Below are 21,196 nucleotides of genomic sequence, written 5' to 3' on the forward strand. Positions count from 1 at the left end.
ATCAGGCCTTTACGACGGCACCGGTCACTTTCTCCGAGACGTAGCCGAGGATGTTGCCGATGATCAGCGAGACAACCACAGCGGTCGCGACCTTGGTGATGGCGCCGATGCCTTCGCCATAGGCGGCGGCACCAAGCAGAAAAAGCGCGGCAGTTGTCGCATAGCCATAAACCGCCGACGGGATGGCGCTCAGCAATGGCAGCTTGGCGGCGAGAATCAGGACGACGATTGAAATGCCGACGCAAATGCCGGCCATGATGGCCGTAACCCCGATAGATGTCAGTGCAATCAGTGCGCCGGCGGCGCAGACCGCTCCCCAGAGGTTTGCGACCGCCGAATTCTTGAACCCGGCTTCCTTGCCGCCACAGTGATAGAAACTCCCCCAGCCGACAAACACCGCCCAGATCAGCAAATAGGGGTTGCCGATGGTGATCGCTGCCCACGTTGCAATGCCGCCCATAATGCCGATGACGACGGCCAACCCTGTGATAAGATCCATATTGTCCTCCCGTTTTTTCAAAGCCCGAAGCAAAGAAGCTCATTTCAGGATCGCGCTTCGCCTGACGTCCCGACACCAGAACGCCATGGCATCAACCACGGGGTTCAAGAGGAAAAGCCTGCCGGATCCGGCAAGCAGTCAGGCTGGCTGAGCCGCCGGTTCACCCGCGCCGATAACGCCAACGCGCAACGCCAGCCCGGCAGCGGTCGCGCCGAGGCACGGCGCCACGATATAAAGCCAGAGCTGCGACAGCGCCGCTCCGCCGGCAAAGAGCGCCGGACCAAGCGAGCGGGCCGGATTGACCGACGATCCGGAAACCGCAATGCCGGCGAGATGGATCATGACAAGCGTCAGCCCGATCGCCAGGCCGGCTAGGGGGCCGGCACCGCCTTCGGCGGTGGCGCGAAGGATGATGAGCAGAAACAGGAAGGTTGCTACCGCCTCGAACAGGAAGGCCGAAGTTGCCGAATAGGCCGACCAGCCGTTCTGGGCGAAGCCATTTGCCGCCACGTCGTAGCCGCCCCCCTTGCCTTGCACGATCACGTAGAGCACCGCCGATGCGACGATCGCGCCCGCGCATTGCGCGACCACATAGCCGATGAGATCATTGGCTTTCATCCGGCCTGAGACGAAGAAGCCGAGGCTCACCGCCGGGTTGAGATGGGCGCCCGAAATCGGTCCGATCGAATACGCCATCGCCACCACCGACAGGCCAAAGGCCATGGCGACGCCGAGCAGACCGACCTCGGAGCGCATGAACAGGACCGTCGCGCAGCCGAAGAAGACCAGCGCGAAGGTTCCGACGAATTCACAGATGTATTTGTTCATATTTTTCTCTCCCTCTGGACGATAGTGGGGACCGGACGCACTCGTGCGCGCGAAATCCGGTCCAAATGTTTCAGGGCACGATCACGCCGCGGCCGGTGAACCGCCGGTTCTTGAAATCGTCGAGCGCGGTGTTGATGCTGGCGAGGTTGTATTCGGTGTAGTGCATCTTCACCTTGCCGTCGGCGTTCAACTCCATCAGTTCGACGAGCTCGGTGAAATTGCCGACCAGGCTGCCGCCGATGTTGATCTCCTCGATGACGAGGTGCGCGGTCGGCACGTTGACGGTGCCGCCATAGCCGACGACGAACAATTGGCCACCCTTGCGCACCATCTTCCAGCAGATGTTTTCGACGCCAAGTTCACCGACGAAGTCGATGACCACATGCGCGCCGCCGCCGGTGATCTGAATGACCTCCTCAGCAACGTTCGGCCCGCCATCGAGGACGAAGTCGGCGCCAAGATCCTTGGCCAGCACGCGCGCCGCAGGCTCGCGGTCGACAGCAATGATCCGGCAGCCCGAGATCGCGTGAAGCGATTGCAGGGCGATATGACCGAGCCCGCCTATGCCCAGCAGAACGCAGTAACTCCCTGGCCTCAGCAGCTTGGCGGCCCGCTTGGCGGCGCGGTAGGCAGTGATACCGGCATCCGCGAGCGGCGCCACCTCGATCGGCGTCACATTGGCGTTCAGTTTGATCAGCGAGCGTTCGCTGGTGATGAAGTACTCGGCGAAGCCGCCATTCATGCCAAGGCCGGGGAACTGGCCGTTGTCGCAGTACATGTCCTCGCCGTGCCGGCAGTTGAGGCAAATGCCGCACGAGCGAAAGGGATGGCAGATCACCGCGTCGCCGCGCTTGACCGACCTGACGCCGCTGCCGACCTCCTCGACCCAGCCAGCATTCTCATGGCCCATGATGTAGGGCAACAGCCTGCCTTCGGGGTCCATGGTCGGCTTCCACACGCCTTCAATGATGTGCAGGTCGGTGCGGCACAGGCCGGCAGCACCCACCCGCACGATCACCTCGTCGGGGGCGGTGATCGTCGGCGCCTTGACCTCCTCGATCCTGAGCTGGACGTTCATGTGTGGATCGTATTCGTATAGTCTGGCAGCTTTCATCGTCGTATCCTTTCAAGTCGGGATTGTTTGCTTAGGCGCGGCCGAGTTTCTCGGAGCCGCCGCCGCGAGCCGGTCCGGCCGTCGGGTCCTCGTCCTCGGCGAGATGGCCGATCAGCGTTTCGGTGGTCAGGATCAGCGTTGCCACCGAAGCTGCGTTGGCGAGTGCCGTGTAGGTGACGCGGACCGGATCGATAATCCCTGCCTCGAACATGTTCTGGTAGCTGCCGGCGGACGCGTTGTAGCCGTAGCCGCCGTTGATGCGGGTGACTTCCGCCACGACCGCTTCAGGATCGGCGCCGGCATTGGCGGCGATACGCCAGAGCGGCCGCGACAGCACCGACCGCACCAGACGCACGCCTTCGGCGACATCGCCGTCGACGCCGGCCGACACTTTGTCGAGCAGCGGCGCGATCTGGGCAAGTGCCGAGCCGCCGCCGGCGACCACGCCCTCTTCGGATGCGGCGCGCACCGCATTCAGCGAATCCTCGATGAGCTGGATGGTCCGCTTCTGCTCGACCGGCGTGACACCGCCGGCATAGAGGATCGCGGTTCCGCCGGAGAGCTTGGCCAGGCGTTCGCGCAGCTTGTCCTGGTCGATGTTCGGGGGCGAGGCTTCATACTGTCGCTGCACCTGGGCGCGACGCGAGGCGATTGCAGCATGGTCGCCGCCGCCGCGAATGATCGACGTATAGGACGAACTGGTTTTCACCCGGTCGGCCGTGCCGAGGTCTTCGGCGGTGATATCCTCCAGCCGGCCGCCGAGATCGCGTGCGATCACCTTGCCGCCGGTGATGATGGCCAAATCCTCCATCATCGCCTTGCGCCAATGGCCATATTCCGGCGGATGGACGACGAGGTATTTTCCCGGTCCTTGCTTGCCGAGCAGCGTCACCACCACTACCGGCGACATTTCCTCGGACACGATCAGCAAAGGCCGCCCATCCTCGTCGGCGATGCGGCGCGCCGCATCGAGCGCCTCGGGCTCTTTGATCTTGAGATCGGTCATCAGGATATAGGGGCGATCGAGAATAACCTCCATCTTCTCCTGGTCGGTCACCATATGGTGCGAGAGATAGCCGCGTTCGAAGGACATGCCCTCGACCACGTCGAGCGTGGTCTCCGTGGTTGCGCTGAAGTCGGTGGTGATGACGCCCTCGGCGCCGACTCGCTGATGCGCTTCCGCCACCAGTGCGCCAAGCTTGCTGTTGGTCGCGGCGATGTTGGCGACAGCAGCCAGGATGCCATTGCCCTTTGCCGGCTTGGCGGAAGCCTTGAGCGCTGCCACCACAGCCGCCACGGCAAGGTCAATACCCTTGCAGAGATCGACGGATTTGGCACCACGCTCATTGGCTCCGATGCCGGCCTGGATGAGCGCGTTGGCCAGCACGATGGCCGTCGTGGTGCCGTCGCCGGCGACCTCGTTGGTCTGCATCGACACTTCGCGGACCACTTGCGCGCCCATGTTCTCGAAACGGTCGTGCAGTTCGATCTCTGAGGCGATGCTGACGCCGTCGCGGGTCACCATGGGTGTCCCGATCGGCCGGTCGATCATAGCGTTCATGCCTTTGGGGCCGAGCGTCGGCTCGACGGCGGCCGCCAAGCGGAAGACGCCGCGGGCCAGAGCACGACGGGCGTCGGAATTGTGAAGCATTATTTTAGGCATGATTCCTCCTTCCGCCTTACGGGCGGGTTGTTGGTTGGGGGCCTCGTGCGAGGGACGCCGTTGCTCGTCAGTTCTGCTTCAGGCAGCCGGCGCGGCTCGAGCAGGCACGCGATCCATGATGAAATCGACCAGCGTCGGTTCGCCGTCGACCACATCCAGTTCCTTGTATCTTGTGTGTTTGAGCCCCCGGCAAAGCGCGCCGTTGAACTCCATGTTGATGCGCACTCCGCGCAGTTCGCCGAGATAGGCCGTTAATGCCGTGGGCGGAATCTGCTGCCCATCCCATGTCACGAAGACCGGATCTCCTGCCCGGCGGTCGGGAAAACGCTCAAGCAGGACGGCCCTGTACCTCGGCTTTTGCTTGGCCGCTTCGCCCGGTTCGATCCGTGCGACGTCGTACGCAGGCAAGCCCATGCCGAGGATTTCTCCATCGGTCAGACCTTGCGCCTTGAGGCCGCGCAGGACTGCCTCCTGGCGCCGCTTGAATGCCTTCATCCGGAAGGTTTCGCGCAAGGCACTGAGGTCCTGATCCTCCGCAAGTTCGGCGAAGATGTCGCCGAAAGATTTGCCCGCTTCCATGCCGCGATTGACCTCTTCCGCAAACATGTGGTCGTGCAGCTTGACGCAATAGGCAGGCGACCAGGACAGCTGTTCGAGCGCCTGGCGGACGCCGTCCAGCATGAGGAAAGCGAAGTTGGGCGAGCACCAGTAGGTCGGCAACCGGAAGTCGACTTCGACGCTGCCGTCGCTGGTCATCGTGGCCCGCTCGACGAAGCCCATCTCGGTGATCGGTTCGTCGAGTTCCGGGTCGTTGACCTCACCAAGGCGCCGCCAGAGTTCCTTCTCGCGGCTGCTGGACACGCTGGCGGTTGCCATGGTTGCTACTCCGCCGCGATGCTGAAGGGCGAACTGGCGAGCGCCTTCTTCTTGGCTTCGATGTCGATGTTGTAGAGGCGCGCGGCGTTGAGGCCGAGAATCTTCTCCTTGATCTCGTCGGTCAGCTGCACACCGCTTTCCGCGGCGATATCCTGCGGAATCTGGTAGGCCCAGAATTTCTCGACCAGCCAGCGCGGCGTCCAGATCGCGTAGTCGGAACCGAACAGGATCTTTTCCGGCCCGATCCAGAACAGAAGTTCGGCAATGACTTCGCCGAAATAGCGCGGGCGGGAATGGATGAAGGGCAGCGCCACCGCCAGCCCACCATAGACGTTGGTTTCCTGCGTCGCGATCCAGCAGAAATCGTCAAGGCGCGGCAGGCCGCAATGCTCGACGATCCAGTTGAGGTTCTGGAAATCCGTCGCCGCGTGGTCGACGTCATGGACGTCGAAAGCGTCCTTGCTGAGCGGGATGATGGTCGGGCCCTTGTGGACGTGGATGTTCTTGATACCGAGCTTGTCGCAAAGCTCGAAGCATTTGTAGGCATCCGGATCAGTGAGCTTCCAGCCTTTGGAATCGCCATTCCACTCGGCCGTGTACATCTTCACGCCCTTGACGTTGTAGGTCTCCTTGAGGAAGTGGATGTACTCAAGCGCCTTTCCGCCATCGCGCGGATCGAAGGCGCCATTGACGATGAAACGCTCGGGATAGCGTTTGGCCACCTCGGCGTTGCGCTCGATCGTGTTGAAGCCGTTCTTGTAGAAATCCTTGAGATAGGTCGATTGAACAATCGCCACGTCATCGGGACCGTCGATGAACAGGTCGCGGTAGAGATCGTCAGCGCTGTACTTTTCGAACTTGCTCTTCTCCCACAGCTGCTCTTTGGGACTGAGTCCCGTGTGATAGGCATAGAAGCACTCGATGAACTGCTTGCCGTGGACATTTTTCTGGTTCTCGGGGCTGCCGTCCCAGAAATGGGTGTGGCCGTCGACCACGAAAATATCCTTGCCTTCCGGTGTCCTAAACATTCTTCCCTCCGCGAGATGGTTGTTGATCGGCTTGGCGCGCCGCCACCAGGCGACGCGCCGGTTTTTTCGCGTTTATTCGATGTATTCGAACATCTCGTCCATGTTGCCGAACAGGATCACGGTGTTGTCGTCGATGCGCACCATTCGCCCGTAGTGGGTGGAGCTGTTAACCTCGAAGGTTTCCGCCGTCATCTCGCGGCCGAGATATTCGCTGATCTCGTCCATCTTGAAGATCAGCTTGCCGGTGCCATCGATGCGGATCATCGCCGGCTGGTAGGTGACGGTCACGTTCGGCTTCAGGCCCATAAATTCAGCGATGGCCCTCGCTTCCACGGAGTCGTTCATGGTGACGCCGCACTGATGCGAAATCGTCTGCTCGAAGGTGATGTCCTTCATCTCCTTGAAGATGTTGGAATGCGTTGCGTCCCGTGCTGCTAGTGACATGATAATTTCTCCTTGTGTCAGCGCTTGAGACCGAGTTCGCCGAGGATCTGGCCAATCCGTTCCTCGGATTTGGCGCGGACGTCGGCGAACGCGACCGGCTTGGAATGCGGCATCGACCAGACCGGCTGCAGGCCGATGGCTGCCTTGTCGGCGAGCGCGCCGTGCTTCTTGACCCAACCCTGGAAGAGCTTCTTGTTCGCCGCGCCGTGCTTCTCGTCGTTGGCGAGTAAGTGCATGAGGTCGATCGTGTTGGCGAGGTTGCGCTCGTAGTCGGCCTCGGCTGCCGAGATCACCGCAGGCGTGATGAAGTCGTGGTTGGCGGCGGCGATCTGCATCAGGAAGCCCGAGCGGAACACTTCCCCGACCAGCGGTTCGAAAACGATGTTGATGGCAAAGTACTGTTCGAGATAGTCGGTCGCGCCCATGATGGTCTCGACCGCTTCGCGGGTGCCTTGCCAGTTCTTATCCTCGAGCCAGGTCTTCTTGCCGAGTTCATCGTCCCAGCCGGGAAGGTCCATGCCGATCTCGGCAAGGTAGAGCGTGATGTCCTGCGCAAGTCGCAGCTTGTAGGACGAGTTGGTCAGCGTCGCGTTGTTGATCATCTGGGTGTAGCCGTAGCGCTGCGCCTGCATCAGCGAGGTGCCGAGCCCGAATTCGGCGTGTTTCCAGGCGCCGAGCTGCGTCTGCAAAATCTTAACCCAGGCCTTGTCGAAGGTCTTGGGTGCCCCAGACTTGCGGGCATTGTTGATGACGCTCTGCACCATCGTCTCGATCTTCGACTGGCGCTGGTAGTGCGTGCGCTCCCATTCCTGGTCGGGCGCGCGGAAGGCATGCCAGTTGGAGCTCTGCGCGGCGGTGTTCTGCTTGACATAGGCGCCCTTGCCGTCGGCGAAGGAGATGATCCAGTCCTGGATCAGGTAGCGCTCCGGGTCAGGCTGCACGTCGACCGTCATGTCCTCATAGTGGGTGGCACGCTGGCCCTTCGGGTCGAAATACCGGTACTTCCGGCTGTCGGAGTCGGCAAAGATCGCCGCGCCGGCGGCTCCGGATCCGACTGAACTCGAGGTAGCTGGCATAGTCTTCACTCCCTTGTTGCAGTTGTGGGTGCAGTTGCGTGGCCGCCCTCTCAGTGGGCCGGCGTTGCACCTGCCGATGTGGTGAACTTGTCGAAGAAGATCCGCTCCGTCTCGAACCCGTTCATGAACAGAACCGGCTGAAGCGCGTCGATCATCGGCGGCGGGCCGCAGGCATGGACATCGCCCTGCCCGTCGACCGCCAATTGCTTGAGCTTGGCGTCGACACTCTGGTGTACGAAGCCGCGCTCGCCTTCCCATTCGGCGTCATCAGTCGCGTGCGACAGCACGGGAATGAACGTGACTTCCGAATGCTGACCGACCAGCTCGGCGATCCTGTCGAGATAGAATAGGTCGCTGCGCGTCCGGGCACCGTAGAAGAAATAGACCGGACGTTTCTCGCCGCTTTTCAGATGGTCGTTGAGGATCGACCATATCGGCGACATGCCTGATCCGGCACCGACCAGGATCAGGGGTCCTTGCCGTTCGTCGCGACGGAAACAGGTTCCGTAAGGTCCGACGACGGTGACTTCGGCCCCGACCTCGATGCCTCCGGAATCGAGCTCTCCGGAGAACTTTCCCTCAGGGTACTTTTTGATGATGAAGGAGAGTTTTTGGGTTTGGTCCGGCGTATTTGCCATGGAGAACGAGCGCGTAATCGTCTCCCCTTTTTGCGTGGTAACCGTGATGTCGACATATTGCCCCGCCCAGAACTTCATTGGGGAGCCGAGTTCGATCTCGATGCCGCGAATGTCGTGGGTCAGATGCTCAATCCGAGCAATCCGGCCCCTGAACGTCTTCACGGCGATCGCTTTCGCCAAAATCTCCTCGTCATAGTTGAGAAGCTCGACTTCCAGATCGGAGTAGGCGATGCAGCGGCATAAAAGGACGTGGCCGCTCTCCTTCTCCATATCGTTCAGCGCGAAGGTCGAGTACTTGAGCATGTCGACTTCGCCTTCGAGCAACACGCTCTTGCAGGCCGAGCATTGCCCTTCCTTGCAACCGTGCGGCAGCGCGATGCCCTGGCGGAACGCGGCGTTGAGCACCGTTTCGCCATTTTCGACGTCGAATTCGACGCCGACCGGGCTGAGCCTGACCGTGTGGGTTTCTGACATACGGACCTCCAGTGAAAGGAAGGGGCGGGACGAACCCGCCCCTCTGGCCTGATCAGATGCAGGGATTGATGGTGAAGCCGGCCCGGTATTCGGCCAGGTGCTTCTCACGGTCCGCTGCCGACATGCCTCGCAGCGCGTTCAACGGCGATCCGAGCGTGTTGCCGCGCACATCGTCCAGCGTCCACATCTCCTTGTCGTCGAAGCGCATATGCGGCTGCGGGACGAGCGTCTTGCCATCGGAGCGGACGAAGTTCAGGTCCTTGATGGCATCGGCCAGATCCCAGCCGTCATAGAGCGTCTCCCACTCGCGCTTGCCGCTGAAGCGGCCCATCGCGGGCGTCGGACGGCCCTGATACTCGTCGGCGAACGCCACGGTGGCAGTCCACTTGTCGAGCTCGTGGGCGAAGGTGTGCAGCTGACCATCGATCTCGCCGACAACCATATCCTCGCGGATCAGGCAGGGTACGAGGCAGGACCAGCAGCGGTGCGGATAGACGTAGCCGACGTCGCTGTTGAACAGGAGCACCTTCTCGCCCTTGTGGCTGAGCTTGGCATACCATTTCCAGAACTCGCCGAATTCGGCGTACCAGCCCGGATACTTGTGCTCGAACCACTCGAAGTCCTTGTCGGTCTGGGCTTCGATCCGCCAGAAATTGACCGGCCAGCCGACCGCGAAGAACTGTCCGACCTTGTGGACGTAGTTCTTCTTGGTGATGCGCTCCCAGGCCGCCTGGACGTCATCGTGATGGACCTTGATGCCGTATTTCTCGAGCGGCAGCATGTAGGTGCGGTAATAGTCCTCATAGATCCAGCGGTGCCACATTTCCGCGTAGGACTCCTTGTTCTTGTCGCGGTTGGTGGTGCCGTATTCGATGAAGGTGCCGATGGCCGCATCGACGATCGCGTGGTTCTGCCAGAAGGCGTAGCGCAGGTCGCGCTCGAGCAGCAGGTGGTTCTCCGGCTCCTTAAGCGCTGCCATCAGCAGCGAGTGGCCATTACCGATATGCCGGCTCTCATCGGACTGCACCGACAGGAAGACGGTGGGCAGCGCATAGTCGCCGTTGCGGGCGGCTTCCGAAGGCATGGCGACGAACAGCGTGTTGGTGAAAGCGGTCTCGGCGACCACGGTCAGGTACATGCAGGCGGCAGTCATGGTGTCGCCGGTGATGAAGCCCTCGGCGAACTGGCGGCCGATGGTGGTGGCGTAGCACTTGCCGAAGGCCTCTTCGGTGATGTCGAAGCCGGCCGGATCGATGTAGTTCTCCATGTACCATTTCTTCAGATTCATCTGGATCGTCGAGTGACGGAACTCGTCGATCATCTGCATGGTGAAGCCGGTCCGAAGTTCCTCGCCGGGGGCGATGCGCGCGACCATCGCCATCGAACGAGCGGCCGAGATTTCCGGGAAGGGAATGATGGCGAGGAAGAGTTTCATCCACTCGACCCAACGCGGCTCGACATTGCGGAACATGTCGCCGCGCAGCGCCGCATCGAGCGCGCCGTAGACGCGGTTGTCCTTCTCTTCCTGCATCGGGAAATAGGACCGCAGGACCTGCTTCATCGGGTCGCGCGGCGTCTTGTTGATCTTGTAGTCGGTCGGAAACGTCATCGCTTCCTGGACGTAGGAAGGATTCCAGCCGAGGTCGGCAATCTTCTTGGTCGCCTCGCCCACGGAGATGCCGCGTTGCGAGGTGATCTTGTTGAGCGTCAGAGACGTCATCGTCATAAGCCTCCACCAGGTTTGAGCCAAAGGTCCCTTGACCCCGGCATGGAGCGGCGCACGGCACCGCCAGTGAAATTGCGAACGGCACGACAAAGGGTTTGCGCATTCAGGCGCGACTCGTGGTCCGGCCATTCAAGTGGATCGCGGCAAAGGTTTTCGAGGCGTCCGGCAGGGAGCCGCGAGACGCCGACCGCATGTGCGCTGGCGTATCGAAGCGAATGTACCCTGCCCCTGCTTCCTCCGGTCCTTCGTTCTTTTGGCACCGCTCAAGCGCGATGGGCTTCTTATGCAAATAGGTAAAGCAATCGCCGTGCCAGTTTGAAAAACGGAGCCTCTGACCACCGTTCAAAGCGAAACCTCGGGCATTCCGCCCATAAACGCTGGCGCAACTGTAACGTTAATTTACAAATGTATATTACGACTGTAACATTTAGCATTTTTGCAGTGCAATATAAATGGTTCGCTTACGCAATATAATCAAACCCTGTCGAGATCTATTCATTTTCTCTTTCTTCTCTAATATCTATGAGGCAAGCCTTAGACGGTTCAATGCCGGAGAAGATGATGCCGAACGATAAAGACAACCGGGGTCCGGCCCAGCCAATGTCCAACCAGGCCGATGGGGTGACCGGCGACCTGGTCAGGCTGATGCCGCGCGACCTGGTTTTCGTCATGCGGTTCATGGGCGAAAGCCAGTACCGGCTGCAGAGCCATTTCCAGGACTTCATCCGCGCCGAGCTCGCCGCCGGCGGCGTCACAACGCAAACCCATCCGATGATCCATCTGTTCATCGAGAACCATGCAATCCTGCTGCGCGACTTCGTGTTTTCCGGCGTTTCGCTGACGCGCCAGTTCCACGTCGACGAGATCGAGCGCCTCACCGGCGACACCACATCGATGATCCGCGTCGATATCTGGGATCAGCTCAAGAGCCACATCGAAACGGCCGAGAAGCAATTCCAGTCGCAGGCCCACACGCTGCCCAAGCTGCTCTCGGCCTTCGAAAAGCCGACCGGGCCGACAGCCCAGGAGGAAAAATGATGGCGACTTTTGTGAAAGCCGCTACGCGTGAGGTACTGCTCGACCGCCGGCTGGCACTTGTCGGCAATGTCTCGGCGCTCACCGCCGAGGCATTGCGGCTCAATCAGAAGCTCGCCGGCCTCGAGATGGAGGTGCTGCGCGTGGAACTCGAGATCGGCAGGAGCGGCACCAGCCCGCAACTGGTGCAGGATTTGCATGAGGCGGAGGAGAGCGCCGAGGCGATCGTGGACGCGCGCGCGGCGTGCGAGGACCATATCGCCGCTGCCGAAGGCGAGGTCGCGGATGTCGATCGCGAGCTTGCGGCGACGGTGAACGAGGACTGACGGGAGAGGCACAATGAACCAGCAAACGATGCAAAACCTGACCCTGTTCGACCTGCTGGCACGCAGCTGGCGACGCCCGTCGGCGATCGCCGACCTCTGCTTCAGCGCCGATGGTTCGACCGTTGCTTTCACATCCGTGGATGGAACCGTCGCAATTGCCGCGCTCGCCGACCAGGAACCACCGGGATCGCGGATCCGGGTGAGCGGCGACCTCGGCCAGACGACGATCCGCCCGCGCGAGAAGCCGCCGGTGCCGTTGATCGCTTCCGCGGCATTTGGCGACGGCGATGCCCCCCTCGCCGCCTACCTGCATTCAGGCTTCCTTATCGGAACGGCGGCCGGCGAAGCAGTGCATCTGACAGCTGACGGCGACGTTGCGGAAACGCTTATCAAGATCGAAGGGCCCGTCGTCGCCATCGATCATAGTGCCCGGACGACCGTGATGGCGGTCAGTGACGGCCACGATGTCTTCCTGTCGCGCAACCGCGGCGATGTGGCGAGACTGGGACACGCTGCGACATCGTTGACGGGTGCACTGGCCTTCTCGCCGGACGGACGCCGCCTAGCCTGCGGCTCAAGCAATGGGCTGTCGATCTGGGCGATCGAAGGGCCTGCTAACCTGATACGGGACTTTTCCTTTCCGGCGCGCCCGACATCTATTCGCTGGAGCGGCGACGGCACATGGCTGGCTTGCGGGTTGGAGGCAGGGGGTTTTGCGCTGATCGGCCTTGCCGATGGTCTGACCGATACCGTCGCGGGATTTCCCTCGCCGGTACGCACGGTGTGTTGGAGCCCGCCTGCGAATGCGCTGTTTGCGTCGGGCGCGTTCCGGATCGCCGGCTGGTCGATGACCGCGCCGCCACTTGACGGCGGAACGGCCGGAGCATTGGAAACCGGTCGCGCCGGTCTCGTTCTGGTCGAGACGGTGGCGGCGCACCCCCAGAAGAAACTTGTTGCGGCCGGTTACGCCAACGGTCGGATCACCGTCGCCCAGATCGGCGGACGCGACGAGCTTCTCGTCAGGCCGCTGGGCAGCGGGATAACGGCGCTGGCCTGGTCCGGCGACGGCCGGCATCTGGCGGCGGGCATGGTCGACGGCACCGTGGCGATCATCACCTTCCCGGCGCAGATGTTCAAATAGCGGGCGCAGTCCGCGTGAAACAGGAGGATAGAGTGCAGACCGAAATCACCACCGAGGAAGAGAGCAAGGACGCGTTCTTCGAACAACTCGCCAAACTGTCGGAAGAGATGGTGGCCAAGCATGGCAAGGATTTCAGCATGGGCGCATTGGTGCTCGCCGCGCGCTGGATCGCTGAGGGCCGGGTTGGCCAGTTGAAGACGAACTAGGCAGCTCGCCGCTTGATCCTCGAATTGCCGGGCGGCGGCGGCTATGGCGATCCGTCCAGGCGCGGCGCCGACGCACGCGCCAACGACCGCTCCAAGGGATACATTTCGGAGAACGACAAATGAGCTACATTGCCTCGCGCCTGTCGGCGGTGAAGCCCTCCGCCTCGATGGCTGCCTCGCAAGCCGCCAAGGCGTTGCGCGCCAAGGGCGTCGACGTGATCGATCTCGGCCTGGGCGAACCGGATTTCCCGACGCCTGGCCACATCATCAATGCCGCCCATGTCGCGGCCAAGGCGGGACAGACGCTCTATACGGGTGCTGCCGGCACGCCCGAGGTTCGTGAAGCGGTGGCGCAAAAATTGCGGCGCGAGAACGGGCTGGACTACACGGCTGATGACATCGTCGTCGCCAATGGCGCCAAGCAGATCATCTTCAACGCGCTGATGGCGACGCTGGAGACCGGTGACGAGGCGATCCTGCCGGCGCCCTATTTCGTCTCCTATCCCGAAATGGTGAAGCTGCTCGGCGGCACGCCAGTTGTCGTCGAATGCACATTCCGCCCTGTGGCTCGAATCCAAGATGGGATACAAGCGACTGGCGTGGCAAATTGAGCGTGACGGTGTTCCAGGCCTCGCTGCCATTGTTGGCGAAGTAGGTCGCCGGCCGAGCCGAATCCACGAATGCGACATCGCCCGGGGCAAGTTCGACGGCTTGTTCGTTGTGGCTCATCGCAGAGCGGCCAGCGGCCTGAAAGACGGCGAAGTAGTGGTCTACGCTGTCCAGACGAGCATCCCGATAGGTCCGCTCGATTCGCTCGGCGTTGCAGCCCATGTTCAGCGCCATGAACCCACTGACATTGACGGGGGACACCCAACCGGCAAAGGGGTAGGGCCCGGTGCCTTCCGGATTGTACCGCCCACACATAGTTCTGAGCGTATCTCTCCACGCCTCGAAATCCATTGTGGCGCTGCGATACCATCGTCGCGTTGAAACATCATTGGCTTCATTTTTGTGGCTTCTCTGGCAACAAACGACTGGCTGTCGGTCTTTCTGCTGTTTGAACCAGCCAATCGCGGGGACGTGATGAATCGTGAGCGATGCTCAGCGACGTCTTGGCCTTGGCGAGCAGGTCCCGCCAGTTCGCTTGACTGACCAGGACGCACCGCGGAGGCGGCGGCTTGCGCGCAGCCCTTTATCTGAAGCCCGTCAGGCGCTCTGCCGTCCCGCGGCTTCCAGGATGAGTTGAGCAATCTCATGCGGATGAGAAATCAGCGACAAGTGGCTTGCCTTCACTTCGATGGTCTTTGCGTTCATGCGCTTGGCCATGAAGCGCTCGAGATCCGGATTGATCGTGCGATCCTCGGTCGAGACGGCGTACCAGCTCGGCTTCGAGCGCCAGGCCGCCTGCGTCGTCTTGCCGGTGAAAAGCTTGTCTGAAATCGGTGCCTGGGCGGCATAAAGGATGCGCGCTTTCTCACGAGGAATACCGCCGGCGAAATCCCGCAGGAAAGCCTCCTCGTTGAGCTTGCCATAGCCTTCGGACCAGACGAGGCCGGCAGAGGCCGGCGGCGCCGCAAAAGTCTTAGCGAGTGCGGTATAGTCTTCGCCGGCGTCGGGTGCGCGCGCCGCGACGTAGACGAGTGAAGCGATCTTCGGATCCACCCCTGCCTCGGTGACGATCATGCCGGCAAAAGAGTGTGCGACAAGCACGGTTGGTCCGTCCTGAAGCGCGATCGCGCGCCGCGTTGCCTCGACACCGGCCTCCAGAGTGGTCAGCGGATGTTGGACGGCGGTTGCGTTGAGGCCGGCCTTCTGAAGAATGCCAATTACCTCCGACCAGCACGAGCCATCGGCATACGCGCCATGGACCAGGACGACATTGCGAATTTTGGAGCCTGTCTGCGCTCGGGCCTTGTCGGCGCCGGCCAGCAGAGTTGTTGCCATTCCAGCGGCGAGAGCGGTCGAGAAAGTACGCCTGTTGATCATGATTGTGGGTTCCTTGGGAGGACAGCTGAGTTGAATCCACTCGCATCGAAACTTCGAGCGAGGCGAGCCGCAAACGTTTGCCGCTCATACCCAGCCTTCGCAGCGCGCCAGTGTTCGTTACACTCGTCACCGCTTCGTGATGACATCATCTCCTGGATTAACAGCCAGAAAAGGTGCCACGAAACTTTCGATGACGGCCGGTGGCGAAGTGCCAAGGACTATGGCTATGTCGTTCTGATGGCATGCCTACTTGGGCTTGTCGCTGGGCACCCATTTGAAGTGCTCGCCATCTTTCTCGATGGACCCGATGCCTGGAAACGCGAAGTGCGGCGCAAAGATTATCTCGTGATTCTTGGCGAAATAGTCAGTGTTTTAGCTCTGCTCGCTTGCGCTTCCGGCTTGTCGCCGTCAAAGGCAACGGCCCAGTCCGGTTTCGCCAGCGAAATGATTGAGCTGTGCACCGTGGCGCCGATGTCAAAAAGCCGCTCTTCTCCGGATTTGATCTGGCAGCCGACATGGCCGGGTCGGCAAAGCCGATGGCGCCCCTAGCCGGTGTGCCTGAACGTTTGCGACGAAGCGCGGCCAGCATGGACACGATCCTCGATCTGATAGCCCGCGGCGAAGGCGGCCAGGGCCGCGAAGCTGTCATCCATGCCACGAAACCGAGGCCGCGCTGCTTCCTCGATCGCCGCGCGGCCGACCAGAGGCTTGCCCTCCCAGGTCGCACAGCCGCCATCATGCCGTAGATCCGCGCCAGTGCAGATGCCGTCGACTGGCCATTGCCGCCCGGTTGAAAGAAGGTGAAGTGGCTACGCACGATTTTCGCGCCGAAGATATCCCCGCTTGGACGACCTTGACCGAAACTCGTTCAACCTTCGGCACTGGTGAGGCATTCCAGCGCCTCGCCGGTCAAAGTGCCTTTAATATGCGCCACGATTATCTCGATGGCCTCATCGCGGGAAACGTCGTCACCCGCAGCCTTGCGGAGCCACATGCCATCAATCAGCGCACCGACCGCCAAGGAAGCTGCGCGCAGGCTCGGGGGATCAAGCACACCCGCGAACGCCGAACTCAGGTTTGACTTCAGGCGCCGATAAAAGATCGCCTGCAAAAGCGCGAATTGAGAACTGCTGGCAGCCGCCGCGCAGACGGACAGCCAAGCCTTCGCCACGTTCGGTTCGAATGCATTCTCGGGGAAGTTTCCCTCGACCACGGCGATGAACCGCTGCCAGGGTGTCTTCGCTGCCCTCAATTTCGCGACGATGTCCTCCATCAGGATCCGGTTGTTGTGCCGCACCATCCCGAAGAGAACCTCGTCCTTGCCTTTGAAATAATAAGCCAGGATGCCCGGCGACATGCCGGCTTCGCGGCATATGCGGGCCGAAGTCATGCCTTGCAGCCCATGCTCGAGGAACACACGGTGCGCGGCAGCGACCAGTTCGACACGCCGGATGTCCTCGATTTTCGTTCGCTTGCTCTGAGTCGTCATTACTTTTTGTAGCAGAAAAGATTTTTGTATGCATGTACAGGGTTCTGTATTGACATATAGCGCGAGTATCATACGGTCCACGGCCAGTCCGTCTGACCAAGAAAATGGGGAACCTCAATGCGCACCACATTCGTTTTCGCTTTGCTTTCAGGACTCATCGCCTCGCCTGCCCTGGCCGCCGACGCGGCTCAGTGCCAGAAGGTCCGCATGGCGGATCTTGGCTGGACCGACATCGCCCTGACCAACACCACTGCGCAGGTGATCCTCAACTCACTGGGGTATGACGCCTCGCAGACCCTGCTCGGCCTAGGCGTTGCCTATTCGGCGCTGAAGGAGAACGACATGGATGTCTTTCTGGGCAACTGGCGACCGGTCCAAGACGAGGAATACAAGTCCTATTTCGATGAGGGATCGGTCGAAGTGTTGGGCGTGAACCTGGAGGGCGCCAAATACACGCTCGCCGTTCCGCAATATGTTGCGGACCAGGGCGTCAAAAGCTTCGACGACCTCGCTGCCCACGCCGACAAGTTCGGCGCCAAGATCTATGGCATCGAGGCGGGCTCGAACAAGCCGCTGCTCGACATGGTGGCAGCCAACCGACACGGACTGGGCGAATGGCAGATTATCGAGTCTAGCGAAGCAGCGATGCTGACGCAGGTCGCAAACTCCGTGGCAGACAAGAGCTGGGTCGTCTTCCTCGGCTGGGAACCGCATCCGATGAATCTTGACTACAAGATAACCTACCTGTCGGGCGGGGACGTCGAGTTCGGGCCGAATTTCGGCGGCGCCACTGTCCGCACCATCGCCCGGAAGGGCTTTTCGGCGGAATGTCCCAACGCAGCCAAGCTGTTCGCCAATCTGGCATTCGATCTCACTTATGAAAACTATGGCATGCGGATGATCCTGGGGGAGGGAAAATCCGCGGACGAAGCCGCCCTCGGAATGGTCAAGCGCAACCCAGACAAACTGGCGAAATGGCTGGACGGCGTCTCGACCTTTGACGGCCAACCGGGCTTGCCGGCCGTGAAAAGCGCCTTGGGTCTGTAGATGGGCCACAGCATGCTTGCAGCCGTGCTGGAAGGCGCTGGCCAGCCGTTGCGCATCATGAGTGTGCCGCGGCCGGAACCGGGTCCGGGAGAGATATTGGTTCGTCTGGAGGCGAGCGGCATATGCCATACCGATGTGCATGTGTGGCAAGGACATCTGCGGCCGGCGTCAGGGCAACAGACCGCAATTCTCGGCCATGAGGGCATTGGCAAGGTGGCGCAGATAGGCGCCGGGGTCGCGGATTGGCGCCTTGGCGAGCGCGCCGGTATCGCCTGGCTTCACGATACATGCGGCGGCTGCGATGAATGCCGTTCGGACATGGAGTCGTTCTGCCAACACCAGCGGGCGCATGGCTTCGATGTTGCGGGCACTTTCGCTGAATATGTCGTTGCCGATGCGCGTTTTGCCGCGCGAATACCCGGAGACGGCGATGCCGCAGCGCTGGCGCCATTGATGTGCGCAGGCCTGACCGCCTTTGGCGCCGTGAAGCGCGGGGGAGTTGTTGCCGGAGACACCTGCGCGATATTCGGCTGCGGCGGCCTGGGCCTCTATGCGGTCCAGATCGCCCGGCGGCTGGGTGCAACTGTCGTCGCCGTCGATACCGATGAGGCCAAGCTCCGCCTTGCATCCTCCCTTGGCGCCGAACACATCTTGCTTGCCTCGCCCGCTCTGGCTGGCAAGTGGCCGGTGAACCTGCGCGCCCACGTCTGCATCAATTTTGCGCCCACGCCAGTAACCTGGGACGCTATGATCGCAGCAATCCGTCCGCGTGGCAGGATCATCGCAGCTGCGATGGTCTCGCAACCGGTGCCACTCAGCCAAGAGTGGCTCACCGCGACTGGCGTGTGGATAACAGGTACCAGCGTCGGCACGCGCGCGCAAATGCATGAACTCATTCAACTGCACCAGACGCAGCCGTTCGAGGCACAGGTGCAGCGCGTCACGCTCGCCGAGGCGACGAGCGCACTGGACCGGTTGAAAAACGGAAAAGCTGAAGGGAGACAGGCGATTGTCTTTCGTGGCGAGATCTGACGTTCTTGCCGCAACTCAACCGTTGGTCAATGCCAACGTCACACCAGCGGATAGCGCGCCTTTGACGTACCCCAAGAAGACAGCGAACCGTGTACTCACCGGCACTGCCGACCACGGAATCATCGGCGTATCTGCGCGCCGTTTGGAGATCAGTCCTTCAGGGTGTTTTGGAAGGACTTGAAGGCCGACGCGGCCGGCTTGGCGGTGAGTTGCTCCTGGAATCTGGCGAAGTCAGCGACTTCCCAGTGCTCCGCGAGTTTGCCATCGGCGATTCGGTAGAACTGGAAGGCGGCGAAATCGACCCGATTCCCGGTCGCCTTGATATCCCCGAAATCATTCACCTGAGTGCCGCTGACGCGGTTCATCACCGCCACCCGATCGCCTTCGCCGATGATCTGCTCAATGGTCCATGTGAAGTCGGGGAAACTGACCTTCAGCCCCTGGAGGTAGCTCCTGATGACTTCGATGCCTGACGTTTGCCCTTCGAGCTTGTCGCCATAGTCCTCCGACACAATCTCGGCGAGTTGACCGAGGCTGCCGGAATTGAACATCTCGAAATAGCGACGCACGATGGCTTTGTTGGCTTCGGAGTCGGACATGGTCGGATCCTTCTTGTAACGGTGAGGCGGCTAAGCGCTTTGTGGATTTAGGACATGTTTTGCCGAGGCATCGCCGGCGGCGACCGCCTCATAAGCCTGCACCGCATCATCGAGTGGCCAGGTCTTGACCGGCGACGGTCGCAACGCGCCGCTCTCGAAACCCGGGCGAAGCGCGTTCAGGATCGCCGCGATTTCGGCGCCTGTGAGCTTGGCGGTATCAACGCCGATCAAACGTTGCCGGTTGTGATAGAAATCCATCAGATCGAATTCGACGCGGCGCGAACCAACGCTTGTGATCGCCACCTGGCGGCCGTCCAGACACATCGACTTCATTGCTGGCTCGAAGACCGGCCCGCCGACGGCGTCCAGCACAAGGTTCACACCTTTGTTCCCGGTCAGCGCCGCCACCATGGTGGGCAGGTCCTTGGTCTTCGTGTTGATGAAAATATCCGCTTCGGAATCCTGGCTCATGTTGATGTCGGCACCGATCACACGAGCCTTCTTCCAGTGCGCAATCTGGATCGCCGCGCGGCCGACGGCGCCGGACGCACCGGTGATGAGCACCGTTTCGCCGGCCCGGATATCACCTGCCACGACAAGCGCGGACCACGCCGTGACAAAGGGGACGCCGACGGTGGCGGCCTGTTCCATCGAGAGGTTCGCCGGCATCTCCGAAAGCCAATCTTCCGGCACGGCGACGAACTGGGCGTGGGAGCCGTCGCGGCCGATACCGAAGCCCGCGCCGTTGCCCCATACCGACTTGCCCGCCCAAGGGCCCGAAGCTGCGACGATCGTCCCCGCGTAGTCCCGGCCAGGCGTGCGCGGCAGCGTCGGACTGAACACGCCGGAGACAAACTTCACGTCGCTGGGGTTGATCGCGGAAGCATCCACTTTCACCAGCGCCTCGCCAGTTTGCGGGACAGGCCTGGCAATGTCCTTGACGCTCAGGACCGAGGGCGGACCATAGGCCGAGAAACGAACGGCGCGCATCGTGGTCATCGCCAAGGCTCCAGGGATAAGTCTTCAGGAATGCGAACCCCGCCGGGTTACGTCCGATCGAAATCCTTGAGGTCCAGAAGGCGAAGCCCGCGGCAGCTTAACAGCGGGCGTCGCCGTGCCATCAGGCTCCGCCGTGCGAGCCGAGCAATTGCCACTCCCACGCCAAACTGGTGCCGGTCGCTCCACCGTGATCCAGGAGCACCTGCGCTAACGCGGGAACGGTCGATTCCCGCGCCCAATCGCGCTGGAGTTCCGATGCGAACACTATCCAGGTCAGCGGCACGCCGCCGGCCTGGATCATCCGTTGAACGCCGCGGTCATGCGCTTCAGTGCTGACGCCGCCGGAAGCGTCGGTCACAAAATAGACTTCCCAGCCTTCGCCAAGCGCCTGGATCACGGGAAAAGCGAGGCATATTTCGGTCCACAGGCCCGCGATGACGACTTTCTTCCGGCCGGTCTTCTTCACCCAGTCGACGCAGGCCTTGTCTTCCCATGTGTTGATAGTGGTCCGGTCGATCGGCACCTGATCGGGAAACACGTCCTGGATCGCCTTGAGAAGCTCACCACCCCGAGCCTTGATCACAGTTGTCAGAAGTGTCGGGACATTGAAGGCCTTGGCCACCTTCGCGAGGGCCACCGTGTTGTTGATCATGATTTGAGGGTCGATGTTTCGGACACCCGCAACCTGGAACGCCTGATGATCGATAAGCACAAGGACGCAATTTTCGGGCGTCAACATCGCCTCGAGACCAACCTTGGGGAATACTGCAGCGGCCATGTAATTTCCTTTTGTTGTTGTCGCAGACGGCCTGCGCCCATCTGCATGATGGTTCGATCTTCAAATAAAGTGATCGAATATCTGGCTAGTACGGCTCAGATTTGACCGTAATCGTCTGAGGCGAACAGCCAGATACGGTCGCGCGTGACGTTCGATGCGATCGACAAGCGATCACGAGGGGTCCGGACCGTC

General features: G+C 61.3%; 21 protein-coding genes and 1 pseudogene. 7 read left to right on the forward strand and 15 right to left on the reverse strand.

Features of this window, described 5'->3' with window-relative positions:
- Window position 1: 1 nt before the first annotated feature.
- The 10 genes from FJ434_RS19755 to FJ434_RS19800 form a co-directional block, all read right to left on the reverse strand.
- Window positions 2-499 (reverse strand): DUF1097 domain-containing protein, encoded by a 498-nt coding sequence (locus FJ434_RS19755; protein WP_140714412.1) that lies wholly within the window; start codon window positions 497-499, stop codon window positions 2-4.
- Between the two features lie 138 nt (window positions 500-637).
- Window positions 638-1,327: an MIP family channel protein gene (locus FJ434_RS19760; protein WP_140714410.1), complete on the reverse strand. Its 690-nt coding sequence runs from the start codon at window positions 1,325-1,327 to the stop codon at window positions 638-640.
- A gap of 70 nt (window positions 1,328-1,397) precedes the next feature.
- Window positions 1,398-2,441 (reverse strand): NAD(P)-dependent alcohol dehydrogenase, encoded by a 1,044-nt coding sequence (locus tag FJ434_RS19765; protein ID WP_140714408.1) that lies wholly within the window; start codon window positions 2,439-2,441, stop codon window positions 1,398-1,400.
- 31 nt (window positions 2,442-2,472) lie between these two features.
- Window positions 2,473-4,104, reverse strand: a complete 1,632-nt coding sequence (locus FJ434_RS19770) for a molecular chaperone GroEL (protein WP_140752281.1) — start codon at window positions 4,102-4,104, stop codon at window positions 2,473-2,475.
- A gap of 78 nt (window positions 4,105-4,182) precedes the next feature.
- Window positions 4,183-4,980: an iron-sulfur cluster assembly protein gene (locus tag FJ434_RS19775; RefSeq protein WP_140714404.1), complete on the reverse strand. Its 798-nt coding sequence runs from the start codon at window positions 4,978-4,980 to the stop codon at window positions 4,183-4,185.
- Between the two features lie 5 nt (window positions 4,981-4,985).
- Window positions 4,986-6,008, reverse strand: coding sequence for an amidohydrolase family protein (locus tag FJ434_RS19780; RefSeq protein WP_140752283.1), 1,023 nt, complete (start codon window positions 6,006-6,008; stop codon window positions 4,986-4,988).
- Window positions 6,009-6,080: 72 nt separating this feature from the next.
- Window positions 6,081-6,452 (reverse strand): MmoB/DmpM family protein, encoded by a 372-nt coding sequence (locus tag FJ434_RS19785; protein WP_140752285.1) that lies wholly within the window; start codon window positions 6,450-6,452, stop codon window positions 6,081-6,083.
- 17 nt (window positions 6,453-6,469) lie between these two features.
- Window positions 6,470-7,528, reverse strand: a complete 1,059-nt coding sequence (locus FJ434_RS19790; protein WP_140714399.1) for an aromatic/alkene monooxygenase hydroxylase subunit beta — start codon at window positions 7,526-7,528, stop codon at window positions 6,470-6,472.
- Window positions 7,529-7,578: 50 nt separating this feature from the next.
- Window positions 7,579-8,640, reverse strand: coding sequence for a 2Fe-2S iron-sulfur cluster binding domain-containing protein (locus FJ434_RS19795; protein WP_140752287.1), 1,062 nt, complete (start codon window positions 8,638-8,640; stop codon window positions 7,579-7,581).
- Window positions 8,641-8,692: 52 nt separating this feature from the next.
- Window positions 8,693-10,360, reverse strand: a complete 1,668-nt coding sequence (locus tag FJ434_RS19800; RefSeq protein ID WP_140752289.1) for an aromatic/alkene/methane monooxygenase hydroxylase/oxygenase subunit alpha — start codon at window positions 10,358-10,360, stop codon at window positions 8,693-8,695.
- 567 nt (window positions 10,361-10,927) lie between these two features.
- Between FJ434_RS19800 and FJ434_RS19805 the strand changes: the two genes are divergently transcribed.
- The 5 genes and pseudogenes from FJ434_RS19805 to FJ434_RS19820 all read left to right on the forward strand — a co-directional run.
- Window positions 10,928-11,404, forward strand: a complete 477-nt coding sequence (locus FJ434_RS19805) for a hypothetical protein (protein WP_140752291.1) — start codon at window positions 10,928-10,930, stop codon at window positions 11,402-11,404.
- A complete protein-coding gene (locus tag FJ434_RS19810) occupies window positions 11,401-11,727 on the forward strand; it encodes a hypothetical protein (RefSeq protein WP_140752293.1) in 327 nt (108 codons plus the stop codon). The genes FJ434_RS19805 and FJ434_RS19810 overlap by 4 nt, the downstream gene beginning before the upstream one ends.
- Window positions 11,728-11,740: 13 nt before the next feature.
- Complete coding sequence (locus FJ434_RS19815) at window positions 11,741-12,868, forward strand: WD40 repeat domain-containing protein (protein WP_140752295.1); 1,128 nt, start codon at window positions 11,741-11,743, stop codon at window positions 12,866-12,868.
- Between the two features lie 32 nt (window positions 12,869-12,900).
- A complete protein-coding gene (locus tag FJ434_RS29845) occupies window positions 12,901-13,074 on the forward strand; it encodes a hypothetical protein (protein WP_181166115.1) in 174 nt (57 codons plus the stop codon).
- A gap of 119 nt (window positions 13,075-13,193) precedes the next feature.
- Window positions 13,194-13,619, forward strand: a pseudogene (locus FJ434_RS19820) (aminotransferase class I/II-fold pyridoxal phosphate-dependent enzyme); the annotation flags it as partial.
- 661 nt (window positions 13,620-14,280) lie between these two features.
- Here the strand turns inward: FJ434_RS19820 and FJ434_RS19830 are convergent.
- Together FJ434_RS19830 and betI are read right to left on the reverse strand one after the other, a co-directional pair.
- Window positions 14,281-15,063, reverse strand: a complete 783-nt coding sequence (locus tag FJ434_RS19830) for an alpha/beta hydrolase (protein WP_140752297.1) — start codon at window positions 15,061-15,063, stop codon at window positions 14,281-14,283.
- 865 nt (window positions 15,064-15,928) lie between these two features.
- Window positions 15,929-16,549 carry a transcriptional regulator BetI gene (betI, locus tag FJ434_RS19840; RefSeq protein ID WP_181166117.1) on the reverse strand — a complete coding sequence of 207 codons (621 nt, stop codon included), beginning with the start codon at window positions 16,547-16,549 and terminating at the stop codon, window positions 15,929-15,931.
- Window positions 16,550-16,666: 117 nt separating this feature from the next.
- Here betI and choX point away from each other — a divergent pair, with 117 nt between their 5' ends.
- Window positions 16,667-17,596 carry a choline ABC transporter substrate-binding protein gene (choX, locus tag FJ434_RS19845; protein WP_140714383.1) on the forward strand — a complete coding sequence of 310 codons (930 nt, stop codon included), beginning with the start codon at window positions 16,667-16,669 and terminating at the stop codon, window positions 17,594-17,596.
- 12 nt (window positions 17,597-17,608) lie between these two features.
- Complete coding sequence (locus tag FJ434_RS19850; protein WP_246678409.1) at window positions 17,609-18,628, forward strand: alcohol dehydrogenase catalytic domain-containing protein; 1,020 nt, start codon at window positions 17,609-17,611, stop codon at window positions 18,626-18,628.
- A gap of 149 nt (window positions 18,629-18,777) precedes the next feature.
- Here FJ434_RS19850 and FJ434_RS19855 read toward each other — a convergent pair whose 3' ends face one another.
- The 3 genes from FJ434_RS19855 to FJ434_RS19865 all read right to left on the reverse strand — a co-directional run bounded on the left by FJ434_RS19855 (window position 18,778) and on the right by FJ434_RS19865 (window position 21,004).
- Window positions 18,778-19,227, reverse strand: a complete 450-nt coding sequence (locus FJ434_RS19855) for an ester cyclase (protein ID WP_140752303.1) — start codon at window positions 19,225-19,227, stop codon at window positions 18,778-18,780.
- Window positions 19,228-19,257: 30 nt separating this feature from the next.
- Window positions 19,258-20,226, reverse strand: coding sequence for a zinc-binding alcohol dehydrogenase family protein (locus FJ434_RS19860; protein ID WP_140752305.1), 969 nt, complete (start codon window positions 20,224-20,226; stop codon window positions 19,258-19,260).
- A 121-nt stretch (window positions 20,227-20,347) separates the two neighbouring features.
- The gene (locus tag FJ434_RS19865; protein WP_140752307.1) at window positions 20,348-21,004 is read right to left on the reverse strand and encodes a hydrolase; all 657 of its coding nucleotides are present in this window, start codon (window positions 21,002-21,004) and stop codon (window positions 20,348-20,350) included.
- Window positions 21,005-21,196: the final 192 nt, after the last annotated feature.

Source organism: Mesorhizobium sp. B2-5-13 (genome assembly GCF_006440535.1).
Lineage (GTDB): Bacteria > Pseudomonadota > Alphaproteobacteria > Rhizobiales > Rhizobiaceae > Mesorhizobium > Mesorhizobium salmacidum.

Excerpts from the sequence above, each read along its gene's own strand:
- FJ434_RS19815 (WP_140752295.1), top strand. The coding sequence starts at position 11,741 with ATGAACCAGCAAACGATGCAAAACCTGACCCTGTTCGACCTGCTGGCA.
- FJ434_RS19765 (WP_140714408.1), bottom strand. The coding sequence starts at position 2,441 with ATGAAAGCTGCCAGACTATACGAATACGATCCACACATGAACGTCCAG.
- FJ434_RS19810 (WP_140752293.1), top strand. The coding sequence starts at position 11,401 with ATGATGGCGACTTTTGTGAAAGCCGCTACGCGTGAGGTACTGCTCGAC.
- FJ434_RS19775 (WP_140714404.1), bottom strand. The coding sequence starts at position 4,980 with ATGGCAACCGCCAGCGTGTCCAGCAGCCGCGAGAAGGAACTCTGGCGG.
- FJ434_RS19850 (WP_246678409.1), top strand. The coding sequence starts at position 17,609 with ATGCTTGCAGCCGTGCTGGAAGGCGCTGGCCAGCCGTTGCGCATCATG.
- FJ434_RS19795 (WP_140752287.1), bottom strand. The coding sequence starts at position 8,640 with ATGTCAGAAACCCACACGGTCAGGCTCAGCCCGGTCGGCGTCGAATTC.
- FJ434_RS19800 (WP_140752289.1), bottom strand. The coding sequence starts at position 10,360 with ATGACGTCTCTGACGCTCAACAAGATCACCTCGCAACGCGGCATCTCC.
- FJ434_RS19755 (WP_140714412.1), bottom strand. The coding sequence starts at position 499 with ATGGATCTTATCACAGGGTTGGCCGTCGTCATCGGCATTATGGGCGGC.
- choX (WP_140714383.1), top strand. The coding sequence starts at position 16,667 with ATGCGCACCACATTCGTTTTCGCTTTGCTTTCAGGACTCATCGCCTCG.
- FJ434_RS19790 (WP_140714399.1), bottom strand. The coding sequence starts at position 7,528 with ATGCCAGCTACCTCGAGTTCAGTCGGATCCGGAGCCGCCGGCGCGGCG.
- FJ434_RS19785 (WP_140752285.1), bottom strand. The coding sequence starts at position 6,452 with ATGTCACTAGCAGCACGGGACGCAACGCATTCCAACATCTTCAAGGAG.
- FJ434_RS19865 (WP_140752307.1), bottom strand. The coding sequence starts at position 21,004 with ATGGCCGCTGCAGTATTCCCCAAGGTTGGTCTCGAGGCGATGTTGACG.
- FJ434_RS19860 (WP_140752305.1), bottom strand. The coding sequence starts at position 20,226 with ATGACCACGATGCGCGCCGTTCGTTTCTCGGCCTATGGTCCGCCCTCG.
- betI (WP_181166117.1), bottom strand. The coding sequence starts at position 16,549 with ATGACGACTCAGAGCAAGCGAACGAAAATCGAGGACATCCGGCGTGTC.
- FJ434_RS19770 (WP_140752281.1), bottom strand. The coding sequence starts at position 4,104 with ATGCCTAAAATAATGCTTCACAATTCCGACGCCCGTCGTGCTCTGGCC.
- FJ434_RS19780 (WP_140752283.1), bottom strand. The coding sequence starts at position 6,008 with ATGTTTAGGACACCGGAAGGCAAGGATATTTTCGTGGTCGACGGCCAC.
- FJ434_RS19760 (WP_140714410.1), bottom strand. The coding sequence starts at position 1,327 with ATGAACAAATACATCTGTGAATTCGTCGGAACCTTCGCGCTGGTCTTC.
- FJ434_RS19805 (WP_140752291.1), top strand. The coding sequence starts at position 10,928 with ATGCCGAACGATAAAGACAACCGGGGTCCGGCCCAGCCAATGTCCAAC.
- FJ434_RS19855 (WP_140752303.1), bottom strand. The coding sequence starts at position 19,227 with ATGTCCGACTCCGAAGCCAACAAAGCCATCGTGCGTCGCTATTTCGAG.